This is a genomic window from Erythrobacter sp. JB1-15 (genome assembly GCF_057365035.1).
This window is the reverse complement of sequence record NZ_CP200295.1, coordinates 841,612-865,322: the sequence shown is the minus strand read 5'-3', so window position 1 is coordinate 865,322 and position 23,711 is coordinate 841,612. Positions and strand designations below refer to the sequence as shown.

General features: G+C 57.4%; 18 protein-coding genes. 12 read left to right on the top strand and 6 right to left on the bottom strand.

Features of this window, described 5'->3' with window-relative positions:
• Nucleotides 1–31: 31 nt before the first annotated feature.
• From AC0V6L_RS04100 to AC0V6L_RS04090, 3 genes are read right to left on the bottom strand one after another with little or no spacing between them, the layout of a single operon-like run.
• Nucleotides 32–259 (bottom strand): helix-turn-helix domain-containing protein, encoded by a 228-nt coding sequence (locus tag AC0V6L_RS04100; protein WP_486153128.1) that lies wholly within the window; start codon nt 257–259, stop codon nt 32–34.
• Nucleotides 259–804 (bottom strand): DUF2975 domain-containing protein, encoded by a 546-nt coding sequence (locus AC0V6L_RS04095; protein WP_486148442.1) that lies wholly within the window; start codon nt 802–804, stop codon nt 259–261. The genes AC0V6L_RS04100 and AC0V6L_RS04095 overlap by 1 nt, the downstream gene beginning before the upstream one ends.
• 27 nt (nt 805–831) lie before the next feature.
• Complete coding sequence (locus AC0V6L_RS04090; protein WP_486148440.1) at nt 832–963, bottom strand: hypothetical protein; 132 nt, start codon at nt 961–963, stop codon at nt 832–834.
• Nucleotides 964–1,176: 213 nt separating this feature from the next.
• On the opposite strand from AC0V6L_RS04090, the gene AC0V6L_RS04085 reads away from it, so the two are divergent.
• The 7 genes from AC0V6L_RS04085 to gltX all read left to right on the top strand — a co-directional run bounded on the left by AC0V6L_RS04085 (nt 1,177) and on the right by gltX (nt 13,608).
• Nucleotides 1,177–1,851 carry a hypothetical protein gene (locus AC0V6L_RS04085; protein ID WP_486153127.1) on the top strand — a complete coding sequence of 225 codons (675 nt, stop codon included), beginning with the start codon at nt 1,177–1,179 and terminating at the stop codon, nt 1,849–1,851.
• 392 nt (nt 1,852–2,243) lie between these two features.
• On the top strand, nt 2,244–6,431 hold the full coding sequence (gene rpoB / locus AC0V6L_RS04080; protein WP_486148436.1) for a DNA-directed RNA polymerase subunit beta: 4,188 nt from the start codon (nt 2,244–2,246) through the stop codon (nt 6,429–6,431).
• A 121-nt stretch (nt 6,432–6,552) separates the two neighbouring features.
• A complete protein-coding gene (rpoC, locus tag AC0V6L_RS04075; protein ID WP_486153126.1) occupies nt 6,553–10,860 on the top strand; it encodes a DNA-directed RNA polymerase subunit beta' in 4,308 nt (1,435 codons plus the stop codon).
• Nucleotides 10,861–10,986: 126 nt separating this feature from the next.
• Complete coding sequence (locus tag AC0V6L_RS04070) at nt 10,987–11,211, top strand: hypothetical protein (RefSeq protein ID WP_486153125.1); 225 nt, start codon at nt 10,987–10,989, stop codon at nt 11,209–11,211.
• 13 nt (nt 11,212–11,224) lie between these two features.
• On the top strand, nt 11,225–11,695 hold the full coding sequence (locus tag AC0V6L_RS04065; RefSeq protein ID WP_486153124.1) for a hypothetical protein: 471 nt from the start codon (nt 11,225–11,227) through the stop codon (nt 11,693–11,695).
• A gap of 110 nt (nt 11,696–11,805) precedes the next feature.
• The gene (locus AC0V6L_RS04060; RefSeq protein WP_486153123.1) at nt 11,806–12,240 is read left to right on the top strand and encodes a DNA-directed RNA polymerase subunit beta'; all 435 of its coding nucleotides are present in this window, start codon (nt 11,806–11,808) and stop codon (nt 12,238–12,240) included.
• Nucleotides 12,241–12,282: 42 nt separating this feature from the next.
• Nucleotides 12,283–13,608 (top strand): glutamate--tRNA ligase, encoded by a 1,326-nt coding sequence (gene gltX, locus AC0V6L_RS04055; protein WP_486153122.1) that lies wholly within the window; start codon nt 12,283–12,285, stop codon nt 13,606–13,608.
• Here the strand turns inward: gltX and AC0V6L_RS04050 are convergent.
• Complete coding sequence (locus AC0V6L_RS04050; RefSeq protein WP_486153121.1) at nt 13,605–16,070, bottom strand: serine/threonine protein kinase; 2,466 nt, start codon at nt 16,068–16,070, stop codon at nt 13,605–13,607. The genes gltX and AC0V6L_RS04050 overlap by 4 nt on opposite strands.
• 147 nt (nt 16,071–16,217) lie before the next feature.
• Between AC0V6L_RS04050 and AC0V6L_RS04045 the strand changes: the two genes are divergently transcribed.
• Nucleotides 16,218–16,709, top strand: a complete 492-nt coding sequence (locus tag AC0V6L_RS04045; protein WP_486148424.1) for an ECF-type sigma factor — start codon at nt 16,218–16,220, stop codon at nt 16,707–16,709.
• Nucleotides 16,710–16,725: 16 nt separating this feature from the next.
• Here AC0V6L_RS04045 and AC0V6L_RS04040 read toward each other — a convergent pair whose 3' ends face one another.
• Both AC0V6L_RS04040 and AC0V6L_RS04035 read right to left on the bottom strand, forming a co-directional pair.
• Entirely contained in the window at nt 16,726–17,793 is a 1,068-nt protein-coding gene (locus AC0V6L_RS04040) for a hypothetical protein (RefSeq protein WP_486153120.1), read from the bottom strand.
• Nucleotides 17,794–17,921: 128 nt separating this feature from the next.
• Complete coding sequence (locus AC0V6L_RS04035; protein WP_486153119.1) at nt 17,922–18,299, bottom strand: hypothetical protein; 378 nt, start codon at nt 18,297–18,299, stop codon at nt 17,922–17,924.
• A 319-nt stretch (nt 18,300–18,618) separates the two neighbouring features.
• Between AC0V6L_RS04035 and AC0V6L_RS04030 the strand changes: the two genes are divergently transcribed.
• The 4 genes from AC0V6L_RS04030 to AC0V6L_RS04015 are packed head-to-tail and all read left to right on the top strand — an operon-like array spanning nt 18,619 to nt 23,705.
• Nucleotides 18,619–19,224, top strand: a complete 606-nt coding sequence (locus AC0V6L_RS04030) for a hypothetical protein (RefSeq protein WP_486153118.1) — start codon at nt 18,619–18,621, stop codon at nt 19,222–19,224.
• 5 nt (nt 19,225–19,229) lie between these two features.
• A complete protein-coding gene (locus AC0V6L_RS04025) occupies nt 19,230–20,891 on the top strand; it encodes a zinc ribbon domain-containing protein (RefSeq protein WP_486153117.1) in 1,662 nt (553 codons plus the stop codon).
• Between the two features lie 22 nt (nt 20,892–20,913).
• Nucleotides 20,914–22,086: an FHA domain-containing protein gene (locus AC0V6L_RS04020; protein ID WP_486153116.1), complete on the top strand. Its 1,173-nt coding sequence runs from the start codon at nt 20,914–20,916 to the stop codon at nt 22,084–22,086.
• Nucleotides 22,083–23,705 carry a protein kinase domain-containing protein gene (locus AC0V6L_RS04015; RefSeq protein WP_486153115.1) on the top strand — a complete coding sequence of 541 codons (1,623 nt, stop codon included), beginning with the start codon at nt 22,083–22,085 and terminating at the stop codon, nt 23,703–23,705. Before AC0V6L_RS04020 ends, AC0V6L_RS04015 begins: the two co-directional genes overlap by 4 nt.
• Nucleotides 23,706–23,711 lie beyond the last annotated feature (6 nt).

Below are 23,711 nucleotides of genomic sequence, written 5' to 3'. Positions count from 1 at the left end.
AGGCCTTATGGTTTGGCGCGCTAGCTTCGCCTTAATCCGCTGCATATTCCAGCAGATCGCCTGGCTGGCAGTCCAATTCGCGGCAGATCGCAGCAAGGGTTGTGAACCGGATTGCTTTGGCTTTGCCCGTTTTCAGGATCGACAGATTGGCCAGTGTCAGCCCGACCCTGTCGGCCAATTCAGTCAGCGTCATGCGGCGTTCGTGCAAAAGGTCATCCAGTTTGACCATGATTACGGCTCCTTCGTCATCGGCTGGCATCACACGGTCCCTTCCAGATCATCGCGCATCGCTGCGCCATGTTTGAAAACGCGGGCAAGGATGAACAGGATCAGCACCAGCAAAATCCCTTCAAGATCAAACCCTGCATCTATTGTGATATCGGCGTTCTCCATTGGCTCGGCCCATTTCGCCACCAGCAGCGCAAGGCCCGCAAGCGGGATAAGGATCACTTGCCCGGCAAGAGCCAGCCAGCCCATCAGCTGCAATCGCGCCGCATTTTCCGGAGCGAATGGGTCGCCTTCGCCCACCGTGCCAATAATGGCGCGCAATTTGCCGAAAAAGACAAATCCCAGAGCCATCAGGCCCAAAGCAAGACCGAGGATCCCGGCCACAGAAAAGGCCGGAAATGCGCCAACGGCATTGCCAAATTCTTCGGCTATTTCCGCATTGATGTGCCCTTGAAAAATTAGCATCAAAGGAATGGCCAGGACCACCGCCGCCGCGCCAAAGGCTATTGCGATCTGCATCAGTATGGTCAGGACTTTTGCTGCCAGCAGCAAAAGGTCATTGGGTTTGTCAGTCATGGATTGCTCCTGTTGAATTGGGGGCGATCAGGCCAGTTCAGCGGCCACAAGCGGCGCACCCGCATGAGCAGGCGGAACCGCAACGATGGCGCCAATCGAGCCAAAAGCGAGGATAGCCGCAGCGCAGATGGCGAGTGTTTGAGTGAAAAGGTCTGTCATATCGTTCTCCTATAAGGTGCATATTGTTATTCAATAAGGATCATATGAGTGATTCGAAGTTTATTGTCAATCAATAATATCGAAAAACAATATGCAGCAGCCATTCCTGACGCGGTCTTCCCGCCAGTGTCGCTGTTTGAGCCGCCTCGCGGTGCGTGCATTGCAATCCCTGTCCGGTCAGCTAGGGCGGGGGATGGAAAAGGGGGAATTGCATTGATTACACGCAAGATTATTGTCGCTGCGGCAGCCAGTCTGGCACTCGCGGCTTGTTCCGGGAGCGAAAGCGCCAGTGTTGAGGACGCCGTTACGCTCGCCAATGGCGCGCCGGCTGTTTCAGGTTTCGAAGAGACTGACTTGGTCAGTGAGGAAATCGATGCCGAAAAAGGCAAGCACGAGATTGAATATATGGCCAAGGGGTCTGTGGCCGACGCTTATGAATTTTACCGCGCATATTTTGCCGGGACGGATAGCACCGTCTCGACCGCGATCCTTATGTTCGAAGGCAATCAGCCCGGCACAGGCGGCTATGTTCAGGTGTTCAACGAAGGCGAGCGCACCATGGTGCATGTCAGCCCCAAAAAGGACAGCGTCACTGCCGAGGTAACCACCGAATTCGGCACAGGTTTCCCGGTCTATCCCAATGTCGCAGAAGCGGATTACGATGTAAGAGACCGGTCTGGCGGATCGCGAATGGTCATCTTCCGGGTTCAGGACAATCCGCTGGCCATTCTTGATTTCTACCGCGATGCAGCGCTTGCGGCAGGATACACTATAGACAGCGCGACCTATGATACCAGCGATGGCAAAGAGCGCTTTGTTATCAAGCCGCAAAGCCCAAGCGGCGGCACCAAAGTGCGCGCCACTAGGTACGATCTGACAAAACAGTAATCGCCGGCAAAGCTTCCCCGGCCGCGGGATAATCATCCGGCCGGGGCAAGCTGGCGGGCGGGCTTTAAGCCGGGCTATTTGATCAGATCGGCGCAGCCTTGGAATTTGTCAGGCCCAAGGGGTTTGACAGCGTGCGACTGTGTTCCTACATGACTGTCCAGACGAGTTTCGAGACAGTCCGATTCATACGCGGGGATCGGTTCCAGAATAGAAATCTCGCTCACCATAATCGCGACGATACATTGGCTGCACCCCGGTTTTCACAAGAGAGCTTTATGGGGAGGCGGCTTTTGCGCGTTGATATGGTGGATTGATCCCGTGATGAGCGTATTTTTCAAGCGCGCGAGCATTCGTTCGCGCGTGCACCACCTGTAAAGAGGCACATCTCCTCCATGGCGACCAAGGCGAAACCAACCCGCAGCCGCGCAGCAAAAGGCACGGCGAAACGGCGTATCCGCAAAATCTTCGGCGATATTCACGAAGTTGTCGATATGCCCAACCTCATCGAGGTTCAGCGCGAAAGTTACGAGCAGTTCCTGCGTTCCGACAAGGAAACGGGCTATGTCTCAGGCCTTGAGAAAACCTTGCGCAGTGTTTTCCCGATCCGCGATTTTGCCGGCACTGCCGAATTGGACTTTGTTCATTACGAGCTTGAAGAGCCCAAATACGACACCACCGAATGCCGCCAGCGCGGGATCACTTATGCGGCCCCGATGAAAGTGACGCTTCGCCTGATCGTGTTCGAAGTCGATCAGGAAACCGAAACGCGCTCGGTCCTCGATATTAAAGAGCAAGACGTTTACATGGGCGATATGCCGCTGATGACGGAGAACGGCACGTTCATCGTCAATGGCACAGAGCGTGTGATCGTTTCGCAGATGCACCGTTCGCCCGGCGTGCTGTTCGATCATGATCGCGGCAAAACGCATTCTTCGGGCAAGCTGCTGTTTGCTGCCCGCGTCATTCCCTATCGCGGATCATGGCTCGATTTTGAATTCGACGCCAAAGACATCGTCAATGTCCGCATCGACCGCAAGCGTAAGCTGCCGGTGACCGCGCTGCTGTATGCGCTGGGTCTCGATAGCGAAGGCATTCTGCATCACTTCTATGACACCATGTCGTGGGAGCGGGCGAAAGACGGTTGGAAAATCCCGTTTGTCGCTGAACAATGGCGCGGCCAGAAACCTGCTTTTGCGTTGGTGGATGCCAAAACCGGCGAGGAAATGTTCGCATCGGGTCAGAAAATCTCCCCGCGTGCGGCCAATAAAGCGGCCAAGGATGGCTTGACCCATCTGTTGCTCCCCACCGAAGAAATCGTCAGCCGCTATGCCGCTTATGATATGATTGATGAGGCAACGGGCCGCATCCATATCGAGGCAGGCGATGAAATCACGCTTGAGCACATCGAAGCCTTTGACGAGGCCGGGATCGACTCGATCGAACTGCTCGATATTGATGAGGTCAACACCGGCCCGTGGATCCGCAACACGCTGAAAGTCGACAAGGCTGAAAACCGTGATGAAGGTCTTGAGGCGATCTATAAAGTGATGCGCCCGGGTGAGCCGCCGACCAAGGAAACCGCAGACGCTCTGTTCGAAGGCCTGTTCTTCGATGGCGAACGCTATGACTTGTCCGCGGTTGGCCGTGTGAAACTGAACATGCGTCTGAACCTTGATGCAGAAGACACGGTGACGACCCTGCGCAAGGAAGACATTCTTGCCGTGGTTAAGGAACTGGTCGGCCTGAAAGACGGCAAAGGCGATGTTGATGACATCGACAACCTCGGCAACCGCCGGGTGCGTTCGGTGGGCGAATTGCTCGAAAACCAGTACCGCGTTGGCCTGCTGCGGATGGAGCGTGCGGTTAAAGAGCGCATGTCGTCTGTCGACGTTTCAACCGTGATGCCCAACGATCTGATCAATGCGAAACCAGCGGTTGCCGCTGTGCGCGAATTCTTCGGCTCTTCGCAGCTGTCGCAGTTCATGGATCAGACCAACCCGCTGTCCGAAGTGACCCACAAACGCCGCGTATCGGCGCTTGGCCCGGGCGGTTTGACGCGCGAGCGCGCAGGCTTTGAAGTCCGCGACGTTCACCCGACCCATTATGGCCGGATCTGCCCGATTGAAACGCCAGAGGGTCCGAATATCGGCCTCATCAACTCGCTGGCATCGTTCAGCCGGGTGAACAAATACGGCTTTATCGAAACGCCTTATCGCAAGGTTCAGGACAACAAAGTCTCTGGCGATGTGATCTATCTGTCCGCCATGGAAGAACAGCGCCACACTGTTGCGCAGGCTTCTGCTGAGCTGACCGAAGACGGCACGTTTGTCGAAGACCTGATCTCTGCTCGCCAGTCGGGTGATAACCTGATGGCGCCCAGCGATCAGATCACTTTGATGGACGTCTCGCCGAAACAGCTTGTGTCGGTTGCCGCATCGCTCATCCCGTTCCTGGAAAACGATGACGCCAACCGCGCATTGATGGGATCGAACATGCAGCGTCAGGCTGTGCCGCTTGTTAAGGCAGAGGCCCCCTGGGTCGGCACCGGCATGGAAGAAACCGTGGCGCGCGATAGCGGCGCTGCGATTGCGGCGAAACGCGGCGGTATCGTCGACCAGGTCGATGCAACCCGTATCGTGATCCGCGCAATCGGCGATGTCGAGGCGGGCCAGTCCGGCGTTGACATTTACACGCTGCAAAAGTTCCAGCGTTCCAACCAGAACACCTGCATCAACCAGCGCCCGCTGGTGAAAGTGGGTGAGACGATTGAGCCGGGCGATATCATCGCTGACGGTCCTTCGACTGATCTGGGCGAATTGGCGCTGGGCAAGAACAGCCTCGTCGCGTTTATGCCCTGGAATGGCTACAATTATGAGGATTCCATCCTCATTTCAGAGCGCATCGTGAAGGATGATGTCTTCACCTCGATCCATATCGAGGAATTTGAAGTCATGGCCCGCGATACCAAGCTTGGGCCGGAAGACATCACGCGCGACATCCCGAATGTTGGCGAGGAAGCGCTTCGCAATCTCGATGAGGCAGGCATTGTCTATATCGGTGCAGAAGTGCATCCGGGCGATATTCTGGTCGGCAAGATCACACCAAAAGGCGAAAGCCCGATGACGCCAGAGGAAAAACTCCTGCGCGCCATCTTTGGTGAGAAAGCGTCCGATGTTCGCGATACCTCGCTGCGTCTGCCGCCCGGTGTTGCCGGCACCATCGTTGAGGTCCGGGTGTTCAACCGCCACGGGATCGAGATTGATGACCGGACCCGCGCCATTCAAAACGAGGAAATCGAGCGCCTGCGCAAGGATGCCGCTGATGAACGCGCCATCCTGAACCGGGCGACCTATAACCGCCTCAAAGACATGCTGATGGGTCAAACCGCGTCTGCGGCTCCCAAAGGCATCAAAAAGGGCATCGAGATTTCCGAGCAAGTGCTTCACGATGTTGAAAAGCACGAATGGTTCAAATTCGCGGTTGCCGATGACAATCGTCAGCAGCAGATCGAAGCGATCAAATCGCAATATGACGATGCGGTTGGCCTGATTGATGCGAAATTTGAAGACCGCAAGGAAAAGCTGGAGCGCGGCGATGAGCTGGCACCGGGCGTTCTCAAAATGGTCAAAGTCTTTGTCGCGGTTAAGCGCAAGCTGCAGCCAGGCGACAAAATGGCGGGCCGTCACGGGAACAAGGGTGTGATCTCTCGCATCCTTCCGGTTGAAGACATGCCGTTCCTCGAAGATGGCACTGCGGTCGATATCGTTCTGAACCCGCTGGGTGTGCCTTCACGCATGAATGTCGGGCAGATCTTTGAAACGCATCTCGGCTTTGCTGCGCGCGGGCTGGGCATGGATATCGCTGACAAGCTGGAAGATTGGAAACGCGCCAATCCGAACGCTGCGGATGATTACGCCAATGCCAAACCACCCGAAGCGGTCGTGGACCGGTTGAAGGATGTTTATGGCGAGCAATATTTCGAAGATCTCGAAAGCCGCTCGGCTGAACAGATCGTCGATTTGGCGACCAATCTGTCCGCCGGTGTCCCGATGGGTACGCCGGTTTTTGATGGCGCACGCGAACCCGACGTGTCGGATATGCTGGTGAAAGCCGGTGTGGACAGCTCTGGCCAGTCCACGCTCTATGATGGCCGCACAGGCGAAGCGTTTGACCGTAAGGTGACCGTGGGCATTATCTACATGCTCAAACTGCACCACTTGGTTGACGACAAAATCCACGCTCGTTCCATCGGCCCCTACTCGCTCGTCACTCAGCAGCCGCTGGGCGGTAAAGCGCAGTTTGGTGGTCAGCGCTTTGGTGAGATGGAGGTCTGGGCATTGCAGGCATATGGCGCCGCCTACACCTTGCAGGAAATGCTCACTGTCAAATCCGATGACGTGGTTGGCCGGACGAAAGTCTACGAAGCCATTGTCAAAGGCGACGACACCTTCGAAGCGGGCATTCCAGAGAGCTTCAACGTTCTCGTCAAGGAAATGCGCTCGCTGGGCATGAATGTCGAACTCACCTCCATCGGCGATGGCGAGGATGACGACGATTTCAGCGCGATAGCAGCGGAATAATATCTCTCCCCTCCCGTTTGCGGGAGGGGCCGGGGGTGGGCGCGAAAGCAGATCGGCTCACCCATACCAGACCCACCCCTAACCCCTCCCGCAGGCGGGAGGGGGATAAAGGAAGAGAAAAATGAACGAACTGACCAAATTCACCAACCAGCTGGCCAAGCCGGAAACCTTTGACCAGATCCAGATCGGCATCGCCTCGCCAGAGCGCATCCGTTCGTGGTCTTTCGGCGAAATCAAAAAGCCGGAAACGATCAACTACCGCACGTTCAAGCCTGAGCGTGACGGCCTCTTCTGTGCCCGCATCTTTGGCCCGGTGAAGGATTACGAATGCCTTTGCGGCAAGTATAAGCGCATGAAGTACAAAGGCGTCGTCTGTGAGAAGTGCGGCGTTGAAGTCACCGTCACCAAAGTACGCCGCGAGCGTATGGGCCACATCGAGCTTGCTGCTCCGGTTGCTCACATCTGGTATCTGAAGTCGCTGCCATCGCGCATCGGCCTACTGCTCGACATTCAGCTGAAACAGCTTGAGCGCATCCTTTATTTCGAGAGCTATGTGGTGATCGAGCCGGGCCTTACCCCGCTTGAGAAATTCCAACTGCTGACCGAAGACGAGCTGCTCGAAGCGCAAGACGAATATGGCGAAGACGCGTTCTCTGCCGATATTGGCGCTGAGGCGGTCAAAGTCATGCTGATGGACCTCGATCTGGAGCAAGAGCGCGACGATCTGATGGAAGAGCTGGCGGTGACCAAGTCAACGCTCAAGCCGAAGAAGATCATCAAGCGTCTGAAAGTCGTCGAAAGCTTCATCGATTCGGGCAACCGCCCCGAATGGATGATCCTCGAAGTGATCCCTGTGATCCCGCCAGAGCTGCGCCCGCTGGTGCCGCTCGATGGTGGCCGTTTCGCGACGTCTGACCTCAACGATCTTTATCGCCGCGTCATCAACCGCAACAACCGCTTGAAGCGTCTGATCGAACTGCGCGCGCCGGACATCATCGTGCGCAACGAAAAGCGTATGTTGCAAGAAGCCGTGGACGCACTGTTCGACAATGGCCGCCGCGGCCGCGTGATTACGGGTGCCAACAAACGCCCACTGAAGTCGCTGTCTGACATGCTCAAGGGTAAGCAAGGCCGCTTCCGTCAGAACCTCCTTGGTAAGCGCGTCGACTATTCAGGCCGCTCGGTCATCGTGACCGGCCCTGAGCTGAAACTGCATCAGTGCGGTCTGCCCAAGAAAATGGCCTTGGAACTGTTCAAGCCGTTCATCTACGCCCGGCTCGACGCAAAGGGTCTTTCGATGACCCTCAAGCAAGCGAAGAAGTGGGTTGAGAAAGAGCGCAAAGAGGTTTGGGACATCCTTGACGAAGTGATCCGTGAACACCCGGTTCTTCTGAACCGCGCGCCCACGCTTCACCGTCTTGGCATTCAGGCGTTTGAGCCCGTGCTGATCGAAGGTAAAGCGATCCAGCTTCACCCGCTGGTTTGCTCGGCCTTTAACGCCGACTTCGACGGTGACCAGATGGCGGTCCACGTGCCGCTTTCGCTCGAAGCTCAGCTCGAAGCGCGCGTTTTGATGATGTCCACCAACAACATCCTTTCGCCTGCTAACGGTAAGCCAATCATCGTTCCGTCGCAGGATATGGTTCTGGGCCTCTACTACCTCTCGATGGAGCGGCAGGAGAAAACGCCCGAATTCCTCGAAAACGAAGACGGCACCAAAGTCGAAAAACTGCCGCGCTTTGCCGATATGGCCGAAGTGCACCAGGCGCTTGAGACCAAGGCTGTTACGCTGCACACCAAAATCCTCGCCCGCGTTCCGCAGGCTGATGATGATGGCAATATCGTGATGCGCCGGTTTGAAACCACGCCGGGCCGCATGCTGATCGGCGAATGTCTGCCGAAAAACAGCAAGGTGCCTTACGACATCATCAACCGCCTTCTTACCAAGAAGGATATCGGTGATGTGATCGATGAAGTGTACCGTCACACTGGCCAGAAAGACACGGTGCTGTTCGCTGATGCGATCATGGTGCTGGGCTTCCGCCATGCATTTAAGGCGGGTATTTCCTTTGGTAAGGATGACATGATCATCCCCGATGCCAAGGAAGGTCTGGTCGAAGAGACCAAGGCGCTGGTGGCTGATTACGAGCAGCAATATCAAGACGGCCTGATCACTCAGCAGGAAAAATACAACAAGGTGATCGATGCCTGGAGCCGCTGCGGTGACCAGGTGGCCGATGCCATGATGGACCGCATTAAAGCGACCCCGATCGACAAGGACGGCAAGGAAGCGCCGATCAACTCGATCTATATGATGAGCCATTCGGGCGCGCGTGGTTCGCCAGCGCAGATGAAACAGCTTGCCGGGATGCGCGGTTTGATGGCCAAACCTTCGGGCGAGATTATCGAAAACCCGATCATCTCGAACTTTAAAGAAGGTCTGTCGGTTCTCGAATACTTCAACTCCACCCACGGCGCGCGTAAGGGTCTGGCGGATACGGCGCTTAAGACGGCGAACTCAGGATATCTGACGCGGCGTCTGGTTGACGTGTCGCAGGACTGCACGATTGTGGTGCAGGATTGTAAGACCGAAAACGCGCTGGAAATGCGCGCCATCGTTCAGGGCGGCAGCGTCATTGCCTCTTTGGGTGAGCGTATTCTGGGCCGCACGGTCGCAGAAGACATCGTCAATGCAGCCACCGACGAAGTGATCGTGAAAGCGGGCACTTTGGTGGATGAACCAATGGTCAAAGCCATCGAAGCTGCCGAAGTGCAATCGGCCAAAATCCGCTCACCACTGGTGTGCGAGGCGGATCAGGGCGTGTGCGCGACCTGCTATGGCCGCGATCTGGCGCGGGGTACGCCTGTTAATATCGGTGAAGCTGTCGGCGTTATCGCTGCGCAGTCCATCGGTGAGCCGGGCACCCAGCTGACCATGCGTACCTTCCACATTGGCGGCGCTGCTCAGCTGAATGAAACCAGCCATCTGGAATCAATCTCCGATGGTAAGGTTGAACTGCGCGATATGCCGACCATCACGGACAAAAAGGGGAATATCCTCTCGCTTGCCCGCAATGGTGAGATTGCCGTCATCGATGCCGAAGGCCGTGAACGCGAGATGCACAAAGTGCCTTATGGTACGGTCATCAAGTTCAAAAACGGCGCCAAAGTCAAAGAAGGCGACCGTCTGGCGGAATGGGATCCGTTCACTCTGCCGATCATCACCGAGCAATCGGGTGTGGTGCGCTATCAGGATCTGGTCGAAGGCACGACGCTCGAAGAACAGACCGATGATGCCACCGGTATCGCTCAGCGTGTGGTGACTGAAAACCGGGCAACAGGCCGCAAGAAGAAAGAGGAATTGCGTCCGCGCATGACCTTGCTTGGTGAAGGGCAAACCGATGCGGACGAGACAGAGGCACAGCGTTACATGCTGGCCCCTGGCACGACTTTGTCGGTGGAAGATGGCCAAACGGTTGAAGCTGGCGACATCCTTGCCCGCGCCAGCCGCGAAGCTGCCAAAACCCGCGACATCACGGGCGGTCTGCCGCGTGTGGCCGAATTGTTCGAGGCGCGTCTGCCCAAGGACATGTCGGTCATCGCCAAAATCTCGGGCAAGATTGAATTTGTCCGCGAATACAAGGCGAAACGCAAAATCGCGATTGTGCCTGAGGAAGGTGATGCAGTTGAGTATCTGATCGCCAAAACCAAAGTGATCGACGTGCAGGAAGGCGATTTCGTGAAGAAGGGTGATACCCTTGTTTCCGGCGCGCCGAACCCGCACGATGTTCTTGAGGTGATGGGCGTTGAGGCGCTGGCTGAATATCTCGTCAATGAGATTCAGGAAGTGTACCGCTTGCAAGGCGTGAAAATCAACGACAAGCACATCGAGGTGATCGTTCGCCAGATGCTGCAAAAAGTTGAGATCACCAAAGGCGGCGATACGACATTGCTTCCGGGCGAACAGGTCGATCTGGCTGAAATGCAGGAAATCAACGGCAAGCTTGGGCGCAACAAACAGCCCGCTGAAGGCACGCCGATCCTGCTGGGTATCACCAAAGCTTCGCTGCAAACGCGCAGCTTTATTTCGGCCGCATCGTTCCAGGAAACGACGCGCGTTCTCACTCAGGCATCGGTTGAGGGTAAGAAGGACACGCTGATCGGCTTGAAAGAGAACGTGATCGTGGGCCGTCTGATCCCGGCAGGTACGGGTGCAGGCATGAACCGCATGCGTGTGACCGCGTCCAGCCGCGATGCAGCGCTGAAAGCGCAATGGAAAAAGCAACAGGATGCGCTGGCTGCTGCCAATGCGGTTGAGCCTGAACCTGCTGCTGATCCTGTGTCGAGCGAAGATGCGATGAAAGCGGCTATGAGCGGCGGTTCAGGCGGCGACTCTGCCCCGGCGGATGATACGCCCGCGGCTGAATAAACCTGTCGCACCGCTAAATGAATAACCCCGCCAAGGCAGTCGCTTTGGCGGGGTTTTCTTTGTTCAGCCTGCAGTCGGTTTCAAATCAATAGGCTGAGGCTGGAATTAGGGAAAAAGGGGAAATTCATGAAAAAGCTCATCATTACTATCGCGGCAATGGCGACTGCCATGCCGGTCTTTGCGCAGGATACCATTGTCGTCACTGGCGCGCGTCAGGACCGTTCGGCGGGCAATGCCTATTTCTCAGCCAACAATGGCCCCGCTGCCATCGGCGTGACACGCAAGGCGGATTATTTCGTCACGCCTCTGTTCGTCAGTTCCGATCTCGCGCGACCGCGAGGCACGCGTTGAAGAATTGTTCCAGATGCTGGGCGCGACGCTCGACCGGGCTGATGCCGAAGGGATCACCATGGTCGCCGGCCGGTACAAGCTTGAACCTGTTACCAAAGCCAATATGCGCCAATTGCCTTTGATGGGGGGCAACCGGCCCGATACCAACCGCGTGCAGATCTATGCCCGCATTCCCCTGCGCGGCAGTGATCCTTCGGTGAGGTCCACAGCTGAGGCGATCAAAGCGTTTGTGAAATCGGTGCCTGCAACCGGGCGGTCCTTCATTGATATCGGCACAACGGGCCTCGCGATTGATGATCCTGAGCAATACCGCTCCGATGTGGTCCGCCATGTCGCGAAGGAAGCCACCAGCTATGCCGCCATGTTTGGCAGCGATTACGGCGTGGATATCACCGGGCTTGATGGCGATCTGTACTGGCAGCAATCGAGCGAGACCGAGGTGTTCATCTATATCGATCACAGCTTTTCGATCCGCCCGAAATAGCATCATTACCGGGTAGAGCCGGTTTTAGCTATTGCGAAGCGTTTGCAACTTAGTCATGGTGTGCCTGTCGATGCGAAACAAATCGATACGCAATAAAAGGCCCGCACATCATGGCTCAAAGCCGTTCTACCACCGCCCATGCAATCATCGCCAAGCTGAGCGAGCCGCCCCGCATCAGCGCGCTTCATCCGATCGCTGCGCGCTTTGTCTATTCGGTGCGCATCATCGCGCTGCATGAACGGGCCAAGCGTGATCCCGTGCCCGAACTTGCAAACAGGCTGGGCAGCATGGATGCGGCAGCAAAATCGCTCGCGCTGGCGAAAACCGTGATGCGTTCATGGCCTGAAAACATCCATGTCTCGCGGTTTTGCTGCGGATTGATGAGCCATGATGAGGCAGCGCTCGGCGCAATGATCACGTGCACAGCCCGCCGCGATCGCACCGGATTTGACCAGGCATTAACCGGCCTTATCCGGCCTGAGCGGATCGATGCCCTGTGGGACGCCAGCGCCGATCTGGTTGCGGCAGAGTTTTCCGGAGGCTGAACCGCTTGCGGGCAGGGCCTGCGCGCTCTAACGCTCGCGGCCATGACTGTCACACGATTTGCCCCTTCTCCCACTGGCCGCCTGCATGTCGGCAATATCCGCACCGCTTTGCACAATTGGATGCTCGCCGAAAAAGCGGGTGGGCAATTTGTCCTGCGCATCGATGACACCGATGCTGCGCGCTCCAAGGAAGAATATGTCGATGCGATCCGCGCTGATCTGGACTGGCTCGGCATCCATTGGGACCGAGAGGAACGCCAGTCGCAAAGGCTTGACCGGTATGAGGCAGCCTTTGATGCCCTGCGCGATGCGGGCCGCATTTACCCGGCTTACGAAACCGCGCAGGAACTGGAGCTGAAACGCAAGGTTCAATTGGGCCGGGGCAAACCGCCCATCTATGACCGTGCAGCCTTGGCATTAAGCGACGCTGAGCGCGCGGCGAAAGAGGCAGAAGGGACTGCGCCGCATTGGCGGTTCAAGCTCGATCATGCAGAGCCGCTCGAATGGAATGACGGCGTGCGAGGGGCCGCCAAGTTTGACCCCGCTTTGCTCTCGGACCCTGTGATCCGGCGCGCGGATGGATCGTGGCTCTATATGCTGCCGAGCACTGTTGATGATGTCGATATGGGCATCACGCATGTGCTGCGCGGCGAAGATCACGTGTCGAACACGGCGGTCCAAATCCAGATGTTCACCGCCATGGGGGCAAAAGTGCCCGATTTTGCGCATGAAGCTTTGCTGGTGGGTAAAGAGGGCAAGCTGTCCAAACGGCTCGGATCGCTCGGCTGCGATGCGTTTCGCGAAAAGCATATTGAACCCGAAGCCATCATCGCGCTGCTGTCGCGGCTGGGCACATCGCTGCCGGTGGAGCCGATTGCTGACAGAGACGTGTTGCTCGGCACATTTGATCTGTCCACCTTTGGCCGTGCGCCGGCCAAGTTTGATGATGCTGAGCTGGAGCGGGTGAACACCGCGATTGTCCATGCGATGCCTTATGACGCGGTGAAGGACCGCTTGCCCGGCGGGATGGATGAGGCAGGCTGGCACGCAGTCCAGCCCAATATCGCAAGCCTTGGTGAAGTGGGCGAATGGTGGCGTCTAGTCACAGGCCCGATTGATCAGCCCGAATTTACCGGCGAAGATCGGGAATATTTGGCGCAGGCGCTTGCTGCGCTGGAATGGGGCGATGATCCGTGGGCCGCGCTGACGGGCGCGCTCAAATCCAGCACCGGACGCAAAGGCAAGACGCTGTTCCTGCCGCTGCGTCAGGCATTGACGGGTATGAACCACGGGCCGGATATGGGCGAATTGCTGCCATTGATCGGAGAGGAAGAGGCGCGCGCGCGGCTTGGCAAAGCGGCAGGTTAGGGCGTTTCGCTTTCGGCATCAGATGCGTTCGGACCTGGATTATAATCCGGCCCCTTAAACTCGCTCACCGCCGCGCCCGCATCGCACAATGTCACATTCGTTTCGAGATGCAGCCGCAAATCCTCGACATAGCCAAGCTGCTGTCCGCGCGATGCAATTTCATTCATCGCATCAAGCGTCTTGGTGTAATTGTCGCACGCCAAGGCGCGCCGCTCCGCTTGCCGGGCAATATCGGCAAGGACCATTCGGCCATAGGCCAGATCGCGCAGATTGCTGAGCGAACGATTGGTCTGCGCGCTCACTTCCTCGCGCCGGTCGATCACTTTTTGCTGGCGATCAATCGCCTCATCAAATCGGCCCAGCCGCGCATCAAGAGCGGCCTGTTCCTGCGTCAAAGTGTTGGCGAAAAACACCAGCGATTCGTCGTTCTCCTCAATCAGTCGCAATTGGCGAATGGTGCCTGTTGCGGTTTCCAAAAGCTTAATCGCATCAGGCTCCCGCCCGGTCTGGCGCGCAATGGCACCGCCGTAATAAGCTGCCCAAGATTTCCAATACAGCGCAATCGGATCATTGGGTTCGCGTTTTAGAACGGCATCAAACTTGTCCAGCGTTTCGAAAAATTCCGCGACCGCCCGCCCGTAATCCGCCTCGTTACCCAAAGAATGCCGGGTGGCTGCGTAATAGGCGAAGATTGCTGCGTTAAAATCGCCAAAGCGCGAATTGCGCAAGTCTTCGGGCCAGACCGCCATCTCATCTCCAAACGCATCGAGCGCGGCTTCCATCGACGTGCGATCCATTCCCAGATCTGCGTTTTCCAATTGAGCGCGGCGCAATTCCGCCCGCGCGCGCAGCCAGGCTTCGTTCCGGCTGGTTTCCGGCACTTTATCCAAAGCGCTCAGACCTTGTGCAAATGCCGCCTTGGCCTCTTCGGGTTTCCCTTTGCCATGCAAGAGAGTGACGGATGTGAACGCTTGCAATGTTCCAAACCCTGCGGCGATCTCGGCCTTGCGCGGTTGATCGATTTCGGTCAGCAACGCCTTGGCCCTGCCCAGATTTTCAAGCGCGCTGTCAGGATCGCCGTAATTGGGAAAGCCCGCCACACCCTGAATGCGCGCGATTTCAATAAAGCCGAGCGCCACATCGAGTTTAAGGCTGGGATCCTCATCGCTTAACGCTTCAAGCGTCAGCAAATAGCTTTGCGCCTTGTCGACAAGGTCCGCGCGCGCGGCGCTGTTGCCGACGACGGTCTGGAGCTTGGAATTGTGATCAAACAGCATGTAATTGGCAAGCTCGCGCAATTGCTCAACGCGGGTTGCCTCGGCGGCGCGGGCGGCTTCTGCGCGGAAATAGGCGGTGCCTGCCGTGGCAAGCGCGCCCAGTAGCACAGCAAGGCCAGCCGCGCTGGCGAGCACGGGCAGCCGGTTGCGTTCATAAAATTTTGCCATCACCGTGCGGCGGCTGGCGGGCCGGGCGCTGACCGGGAAATTGCGCGCATATCGGTCCAGATCGCGCGCAAGATCGCTGGTGGTGGCATAACGCTGTTCCGGATCATCGGCTGCCGCCTTGTCGATAATGGCGCGCAGATCGGCGTCTGGCCGATGGCGTTCGGCGAGCTTGGCAAGCAATTTCCCGATTGAATAGATATCGCTCAATGTGGTCGCGGGTGCGCCCGTATACCGTTCAGGCGCGGCATAGCCCGGTGTGAGGCTGAGCGAAGACAGCGAGGAGGATGCGGCAGGCGAGGAGGGCGTCTCACCCCCGCCGCCATCGTCTTGCGGTTTTGCAATGCCGAAATCGATCAGCTTGGGTTCGCCTTCGCGTGTCACCAGCACATTATTGGGAGTGAGATCGCGGTGAATGATCAAGTTCTGATGCGCAAATCCTACCGCAGCGCACACATCGCGGATCAGTTTTAGCCGCGCCTCCAGAGAAAGCGCATTGCTGCGCGCCCAATCATCAATCGGCACGCCATCGATAAACTCCATGACGATATACGGCCCGCCTGCATCGGTGGTGCCGCCGTCATACAGCCGCGCAATGCCGGGATGAGAAAGCCCAGCAAGGATCTGGCGTTCGCGTTCAAATCGCTCAACAAAGCGGGGGGACAAAATACCCGGACGCACCAGCTTAATCGCGACCAGATGGTCAAAATCGCCCGCATCGCGCTGCGCTTTGAACACTGCGCCCATCCCGCCCTGGCCCAGCATTTCAATGGTTTTGTAAGCGCCAATGCGTTCCGGCATGCGGGCGGTGTCAGCATCATCATCCAACGCGCCCACAGCGCCAGTGGAAAGGCGCTGTGATGCCGCTTCGCTGGCGTCCAGCAATTCGAGCGCGCGCGTCTTGATCGCCGGATCGGTCCCGGCCTGCGCCTCGATCCATGCCCGGCGCGTGCCTTTGGCCTGCTCAAGCGCCTGTTCCATCAGCGCCATCGCTTCAATATCGCGCGATGCCTCGGTCATATCTGTCCCCCTGCTTGCAGCATTTCCCAGGGCCCTATCGCCCGCTGGCTGCTCGCTGCCCCCTTGCCGCAAATCCTCTCCATGCTACCTTTTGCACCGCCAGCGTCAAATCGGGGCTGGGCACGGGGGAAAGGCCAAGGGGGGCTTGTGCAGTTTGACGAAGCGCTTTTGAGCGCAATCCAGCCCGATCTGGAAAGGATCGCGGCTTCGCGGCTGGCGATGGAGCACAATTGTTCGCTTGCCGCTCTCGATCTGGTGAACGAGGCATTTGTGCGCATCATCAATCTGGATGGCATGGGCACGATGACCCGCGCGCGTGTGCTCGCGCTGGTCAGCCATGTGATGCGCAATGTCCTGATCGATCATGCTCGGCGCAAGCTTGCGGATAAACGCGCGCACCAAAAGGTTACCCTTGTAACAGGTCTGGCGCAGGATCCGCCGGTTGATCTCATAGAGCTTGATCTGCTTTTGTCAGAATTGGCCGAGGTTGACCGCGAGCGGGCGCAGCTTGTTGAAATGCGCTTTTTCGGCGGCATGACGATTGATGAAATCGCCGAGGTTACCGGCAGCTCGCCTGCCACTGTTAAGCGGCGATGGACCGCGACGCGCGCATGGCTGTATAAGCGTATGGTGGGGTAAATGCAGTTGCCCCCCGTCAATTCACGCCCGTAACGCTGAGCGAGGCGGGCAAAGTGTCGGCGCTTTTTTGCAGGTTGACCAATTGCTGGACCAGCGCGATCACCTGAAGACTGCGTGCCTGCGCTTCGCCCGATGGCGGATCGGCCGCTTCTTCGGCTGCACTGATAAAGAACCGGCTGCCTCGAAATTCGGTCGCGATCAGCGCTTTGCCGCCGCCTTGTTTGAGATCAATAATCGGGCGCGACAGGATCGAGCCGGGCGAACAATCGCCATAGCAGGATGGCACACGGTACACCGCATCTGCGCCCAGTTCGCGGCTTAACCGAACATATTCGCCCAGAAAGTAAATCAGCCCCAGCGTTGATCGCAGCCGGGGGCGCAGAATGTATCCGGAAAGCTTGGGATCAGCGGTAATGCCATCGCAGCGCGGCCTGTCACGCTCAGCAATGCGCACCGAATTGGTCGACCCTTCGATAACCAGAGTGTCGCCAGTTAGCTTGACCCCGTCGCTTGATATCAGTTTGAGCAATTCGGCAATTTCCGCGCGTCTGTCGCTTGGCTTTGTGTCCTTGTCACTGACCGTGTCCTTGTCGAACAATTCGCCAAACTGCGCGAGCGGGACGGACGATGACGTCGGCTCTGACACCAGCCCGTGCGTGCATAACAATCGCGCAAATTCGCCCCCACGATACGGATCGTTGATGATGGTGAAAGCGGGCACCGTGTCACCCGGATCGCGGTACGCCTCCACCCGTTCCACCATCAGCGCCATCAGCTGTTCATCGCGCCAGCCTGCATCAAGATAATAGGCCGCGAGCTCTGACGGGATAGGCGCCTGAATGCCGCGCTGGAATTCATCGGTGGCAAGCACCGTTGCGCGAAAATTGGGATTGGTCGAAATCCCCGTGCCAGCGCTCGCATCCACCGGATCATTGCCGGGGCTGAGGGTCACGCCCACGCCTGCATTCAGCGCAAGGCGGGCATTGCCCTGCACTTCGGTGACAGTGGTGAAATGCAGCGGATAACGCCTGCTCGCCCGCACAATATTGAGCAAGGTTAGCTCATCTGCGCTTTGGGCGACCATCCGGTTGTGATCCACCGCAACCCGGCTCAGCTGGGGAGTGAACGCGCACCCCCAAGCACCTGCCCAAGCATGGCCGCACCTATCGCCGTTATGGCAGTGCGTGCAGGCCCCCCTAAAGCGTGCCATAATCAAAAGCCCTCCACACCAAAGTCGCGGCGGGCAGAGATGATGGTGACGACCATACCGGCCAGCGCATCAACCAGCACCATGGCGGTGATGATAAAGAACGTGCCGGTGGCAAAGCTTTCCAGCATCAAAAACAGCATCAGACAAAACACGAATAACAGCATCGACAAGATGTGGTTCACGATGCCGGCAGAGGCGGTGTTGGTTGATTTGATGACTTCGACAAACAGAAACGCGACCGCAAAAATCACCATCAATTCGCCCCAGGTGATCTGCATGGTGACACCCGACAGCATCGGAATTGTCATCGCGGCACTGTCCAAAGTCCGCGCAATCGCCGGAGCGTCAGAGCTGATCTGATCGCCCGCAAATGCGGCCATCGCGCAATACACAATCACCGGAACCAGCAGGTACGGAAACACATCTGAAAAAAATTTGAGCCGGTTTCCGCTCCCCTTACGCTTTGTAGGATTGAAGGCATTTATGTCGTTCGAAGTTAGTGGCGGAGCCATTATTCCCTCCCAATGAAGAATTGGGAGCAGTAATTCTGCGCGCCAATCCAAGTAAAAAGTGAATTAGTTCTATTGCATCCGCACTCATATTCGTAGCAAGATAAACAATAGATCATGAAATGCGGATATAATACTTTACAGATGATGTAAACACCGTTAGCAACGCCAATCAATGAAGGAGGGGGCTTTGAGTTCAATGCAGGATCAGGCAGCAGAGGGCCTTCGCGCCGCGCAGGATGGCGTCAGCCAGGCGATTGATCGCATCCCGCCCGATGCATGGCCCTTTATCGACATATTGTTCCGCATCGTGATTGCGCTTGCGGTTTTGTGGGTGGTGCTCGCGCTGATCGGCTGGTGGCGCAGGCGCGCTTACAATCTGACCGTTGCGGCATCGGCAGACCGCAACAAAAAGGCGCAGCCCGATTTTCTCAGTGTCGATGAAAAGGCACGCAAAGAGCAGATCAAAGCGGGCGAACGCCACGAGGATGTGCTGGAAAAACGTGAGCGTGAAGAGGCTCTGGCTGCACTTAAAGCGGCCAAGGAGCCCATGACGCTCGCCAGCAGGCTCGCATCGGCGGCGACTTTCGTCATGTCGCTTATCACGCTCGTCACCGGGTTTTCCGGCGCGGTTTTGGGTGTTGGCCGGATCAGCGGCCAGCTCGAACAGGCCGGCACCGCCGGCAAGGTCCAATACCTCCTCACCGAACACACGCTCGGCTGTGTCATCGTGGCCTTTGTTATCGGCTACCAGATCTGGCGCTTTATCGCTGAAAAGAAATGGAAAAAGGCGTAAATCCTATGTCATCGCAACCGCTTGTCCTGACCGACCCGAATATGCTCGCCGAATTTGTCCGGCAGAGCCAGTTGAAAACCATTTTTGAAAAACGCTTTGCTGCGCCCGCTGATCTTGGCGCGATCCTGTTTCGCGATGGCGGAATCGTGGATGGCTATAAAGGCACGCAGTTTTCCATTGGCGGGGTGTGGGAAAACCTGAAAGGCGTGATCGGCGGATCGCACCATTATGAGATCATGCTGGTTGATCTCAAACCCTTCACCGCGACCATCCCCGTGCGCGGCATGTCGAAAGACAATGTCGAGATTGTCGGCGAAGCCACGTTCGAAATGCAGATCAATCCCGACATGCCCACCAATGCGCTGGGCCTGATGCGCGGGGTTGCGCGCAATGAAAGCGATCCGGATGAAAAAGGCGGTTATGCTTCCAAAGGGCGCAAGGCGCTGCTTGTCGGCGATGTTGTCGCCCGGATTGAACCGCAATTTCGCGAGCGGGTGTTTGGCAGCATTTTGAGCCGTCACAACGCTGATGAAATTCGCGGCAATCGCGGGATGCAGGATCAGATCCAGGCCGACATGATGAAAGAAGCCAAGCGCATTCTGGGCGATCTTGGTGTGATGGCCCGCAGCGCGACAGCCAATTTCGCCACCAATGAAGTGGAGCGGCAAAACTTTGAACTCGCCCGCGTCAAGCGCGATGAGGCGATGAAAGATCATCAATTAAAGCTGCTCAAACGGCAGGTGGAACGCGAAGCCGATTCCACCGCGTTTATGCTGAATAACGAGCTTGATCTGGCAAAGCTTGAGCGCGCCAATGATGATGAATTGCGTCTGATGGTGCTCGACAGCGAAACCGGCTTTATCGATGCGCGCGAAACCCATGCGCGCAGGCAGGAAATGGAAGCGCTGGAGCATGAGGCGAGCGTGGTGCTGGCTGAAAACGCTGCAAAGACCAAGATCGCTTTGGGCGAAATTGAGGATGCGACTGCCAAAACCGAAGCGAAAATTTCGCAGACGAAGGTTGAGCAGGAACTGACTGTTCTCAGGGACGATTTCCGGCTCAAACGTCAGGATATCGAGGATGATGCCCGGCGCAAAAAGGAAAAAGAGGACGCCAAGCACGCAGCGGACGTCAAAGATATCAATCGCGACACGCAGGGTAAGGATCACGACCAGAAAATTGACGAAACCCGCGACTATCAGGATCTGGCCGCGCGCAATCTGGAACGCCTCAATGAAATAGAAGTCGCCAAAGCCAAAGGCGAAGCCAGCGTCCGCATGATGGAGCAGGAGGCCGAATCTCAGAACGAGATCAACAAGATGATGGCCGCAGGCCGCCTGACGCCCGAACAATTGGCGCAATATATGCCCGGCGTATCCGAAAGCGCAGCGCAAGTTGCCATCGCCAGAGCGCAAGCGGAAAGCCGCAATGCCGATGAGATGATCAAACTGGCGCGCGAGTTGACTTCAGAAAGCCGCGATCATGAACACGCCATGTTTGCCACCGGCATGAAAGGCGGCGGCGCGATGGCAGCAGGGCTGGGCGGGAAAGGCGATGCAGGCAGCGGCGGCTCTGAAGCGGCCAGCGTTGAATGCCCCAATTGCAAAACGGTCAATTCGGCCAAAGCCAAGTTCTGCAAAACCTGCGGCACCCAGCTCAGAAATTGAGGGGAGCAGCGCGATGCCATCCTTGAGCGATCCTGCGGCGCATCCTGGCCTAAACCCCGCCTCTCACAATCGCGGGCGGTCGTGCTGTATTGGCAGCGCGCTCGAAGACAGCGAGGCGACGTTTTGCATCCAATGCGGCAAGCCGCTGCTGCGCTGTATGGCGTTTTCCAAATGTGGCGGGATCGTCAATGAAAGCGGGCACTGCCCCGTGTGTGTCCACCCGCAATTGCAGATCGCGGTGGGCGCGCAGATGAAAGCCAGCGTCGGCGGATCGGTGACTGTTCCGTTTGAACTGGTCAACGGATCGCAGGTCGATCGCAAAATCTATGTCCGCAGCCTGTGGAGCCGTGAAGGCGGCGAATGGCGCAAGGAACGTTTGGGCTGGGCAGGGCTGGACCCCGAAGAGCGCAAATCAGCATCGGTTGCCGCCTGCGAGATTGAACGCCACGGCCTGCATAAGATTGAAATCATGTGGGTCGTCGCCTCGCAATATGGCGCGCGCGAGGAGCAATTTGCCTATGCCACCAGCGTTCTGCTCGACGTGCCTGATACCAGCCATCAGCCCGGTTCAAACATCCAGATCAATGGCGAGGATCAACGCGGCGCGATCATTCAGGTGAAACTGCCTGATGGAGGGCAGGGCGGCATGTCCCGGACAATCGAAGCCATTGATATGAAGGTTGAACGCCAGGAGATCGAGGAACGCCGCATGGGCCTGCGCGGAATTGATGGGCGCGAACATATTGCGCGTTCTGCCAGGTTTGAATTCGCAGGCTTTGCCAAAGCGCACGCCCCGGCCAGCGATCAGCCGATCGTCACTCCCGATGCCATGCTGGTGTTTGGCCGCGATTATCGCAGGGGTGAAGGCGGCAACACCGATTTGCGGCTGCTGGCGATGGATGCAGACGGCGCGATTGATGAAAACCTGTCTCGCGCAATCTCGCGGCGGCATTTCGAGGTCTATATCGAGAACGAACGGCTGGTCCTGCATGTCGCGGCCAAGTTTGGCCTGAAAGTGAACGATCAGACCCACACCGTCGATAGCCTGGTGCCGCTCGCAGAAGGTGACGTGATCACTCCGATTGTGAGCCAGCCCGGCGCTCTCAAATTGAAAGTTTCCATGCGCCGCCAGCGCAACACGATCAACCGCGTGATGTTCACCCGCATTCCCGCCGCAAAGGAGCAAACGCCATGAAGACCTGCCCCCAATGCGGGACTCAGAACGACGATGACGCGAATTTCTGCACCCAGTGCAACACCGCTTTTCGTTCGCGCGATACGGTCGGCAGCATCGGCACCGCTCTGCCCGAAGGCATGATGCCCAAAGAACAAAAGCGGCTGCTTTTGGAGCCGGGCGAAGTGTTTGCGGGCCGGTATGAGATTACCGAACAGATCGGACAAGGCGGCATGGGCGTCGTCTATAAAGCGAAAGACCGGCCAAGCGGCGGGGTGGAACGCGACATCGCTTTAAAGCTGATCCGGTCAGAATTGCTGGTCAATGACGCCGCGCGCGACAAGCTGGTGCAAGAAGGCGTGCTGACCCAAACCATCCGCCACAAAAACGTGGTCGCGGTGCACAATGTGGGCGTGTTTGAAAGCCAGCCATTTGTCGCGATGGAATTTGTCGATGGGCTGTCCATGCGCGAATGGCTGCGGCGCAAGTTTAATTTTCGCGATGAGGAAGGATTGAAAACCGACATTCCTTTTCCGGTGGTCGCCAAAATCATCAAAGAGCTGCTGAACGGTTTGGAAGCCGCGCATGAGCTGGGCATAATTCACCGCGATCTGAAGCCGGAAAATGTGATCTTTACAGGCGAACCCGGCGGGGATGGTGCGCCGTTGCAAATCCTCGATTTCGGCATTGCCCGCGCGCCCGGCCCTGCCTTGACGACGGGTTCAGGGCCGATGGGCTCATTTGAATATATGGCGCAGGAACAAAAGACCAATGCCGCTGGCGCTGGTCCGGCGGCTGATCTCTATTCGCTTTCGGTGATGTTTTACGAAATGCTGATGGAAGTGCTGCCGCGCGATGAGGGGCGCGATCTGGGCGGCACGCGCGGCGATGTGCCCGATGGTGTGGCAGCCCTTATCAGCAAGGGTTTGGCCAACAGCCCGCGTTCTCGCCCGCAAACAGTTGCGCAATATCGCGCAGCTTTGGATGAGGCTCTAAAACAAACAGGCGGCCGGGCGGGCGGGCAAACAGGCGTCCGGGCGGGCGGCAATGTGCGCAAGGGCGGCAAACGCCCCGATCCCAAGGATATCGACAAAGGCAAGCATATCCCGCCCCCGCCTGAGCCCACGAAAATCCCCGTGCCCGCGGTTGTGGGCGGGTGTGCTGGTCTTGCCCTGATGGCGTTTGTGGGTCTGATCATCGCTCTGCCTGGCCCTTCGGATGATGGGGGCGGAAGCGACACCACCACCACGTCCAGCGGCACTTCTGGCAGCTCCTCTGGCGATTATACCAGCAGCACATCAGGCGGCGATGGCCCGGATTATGAAGGGTATGAATATCTGGGCGGGATGTGGATCGATGATACAGGCGAGGGCACGCAGGTTTATGTCGCGCCCGATGGATCGTTCGAAACGAGCGACACCGATGACATGGGCAATCCCATCACCTTAAGCGGCAATCTGCCCGAGCAGCGGTTCACCTTTTCCAACCAGTTCGGCAGCGCGTCTGCCAATATGCGGTGGGATGGCGCGTGCCACATCAACTTCACCCTTATGGACGCGAACGGGGTGGCGCGGCCGCAGCAATTGCATCTCGATCACCCGCCCGATGCTGATGTTTGCCCTGAAAAATTTAACCGATGACAGCAT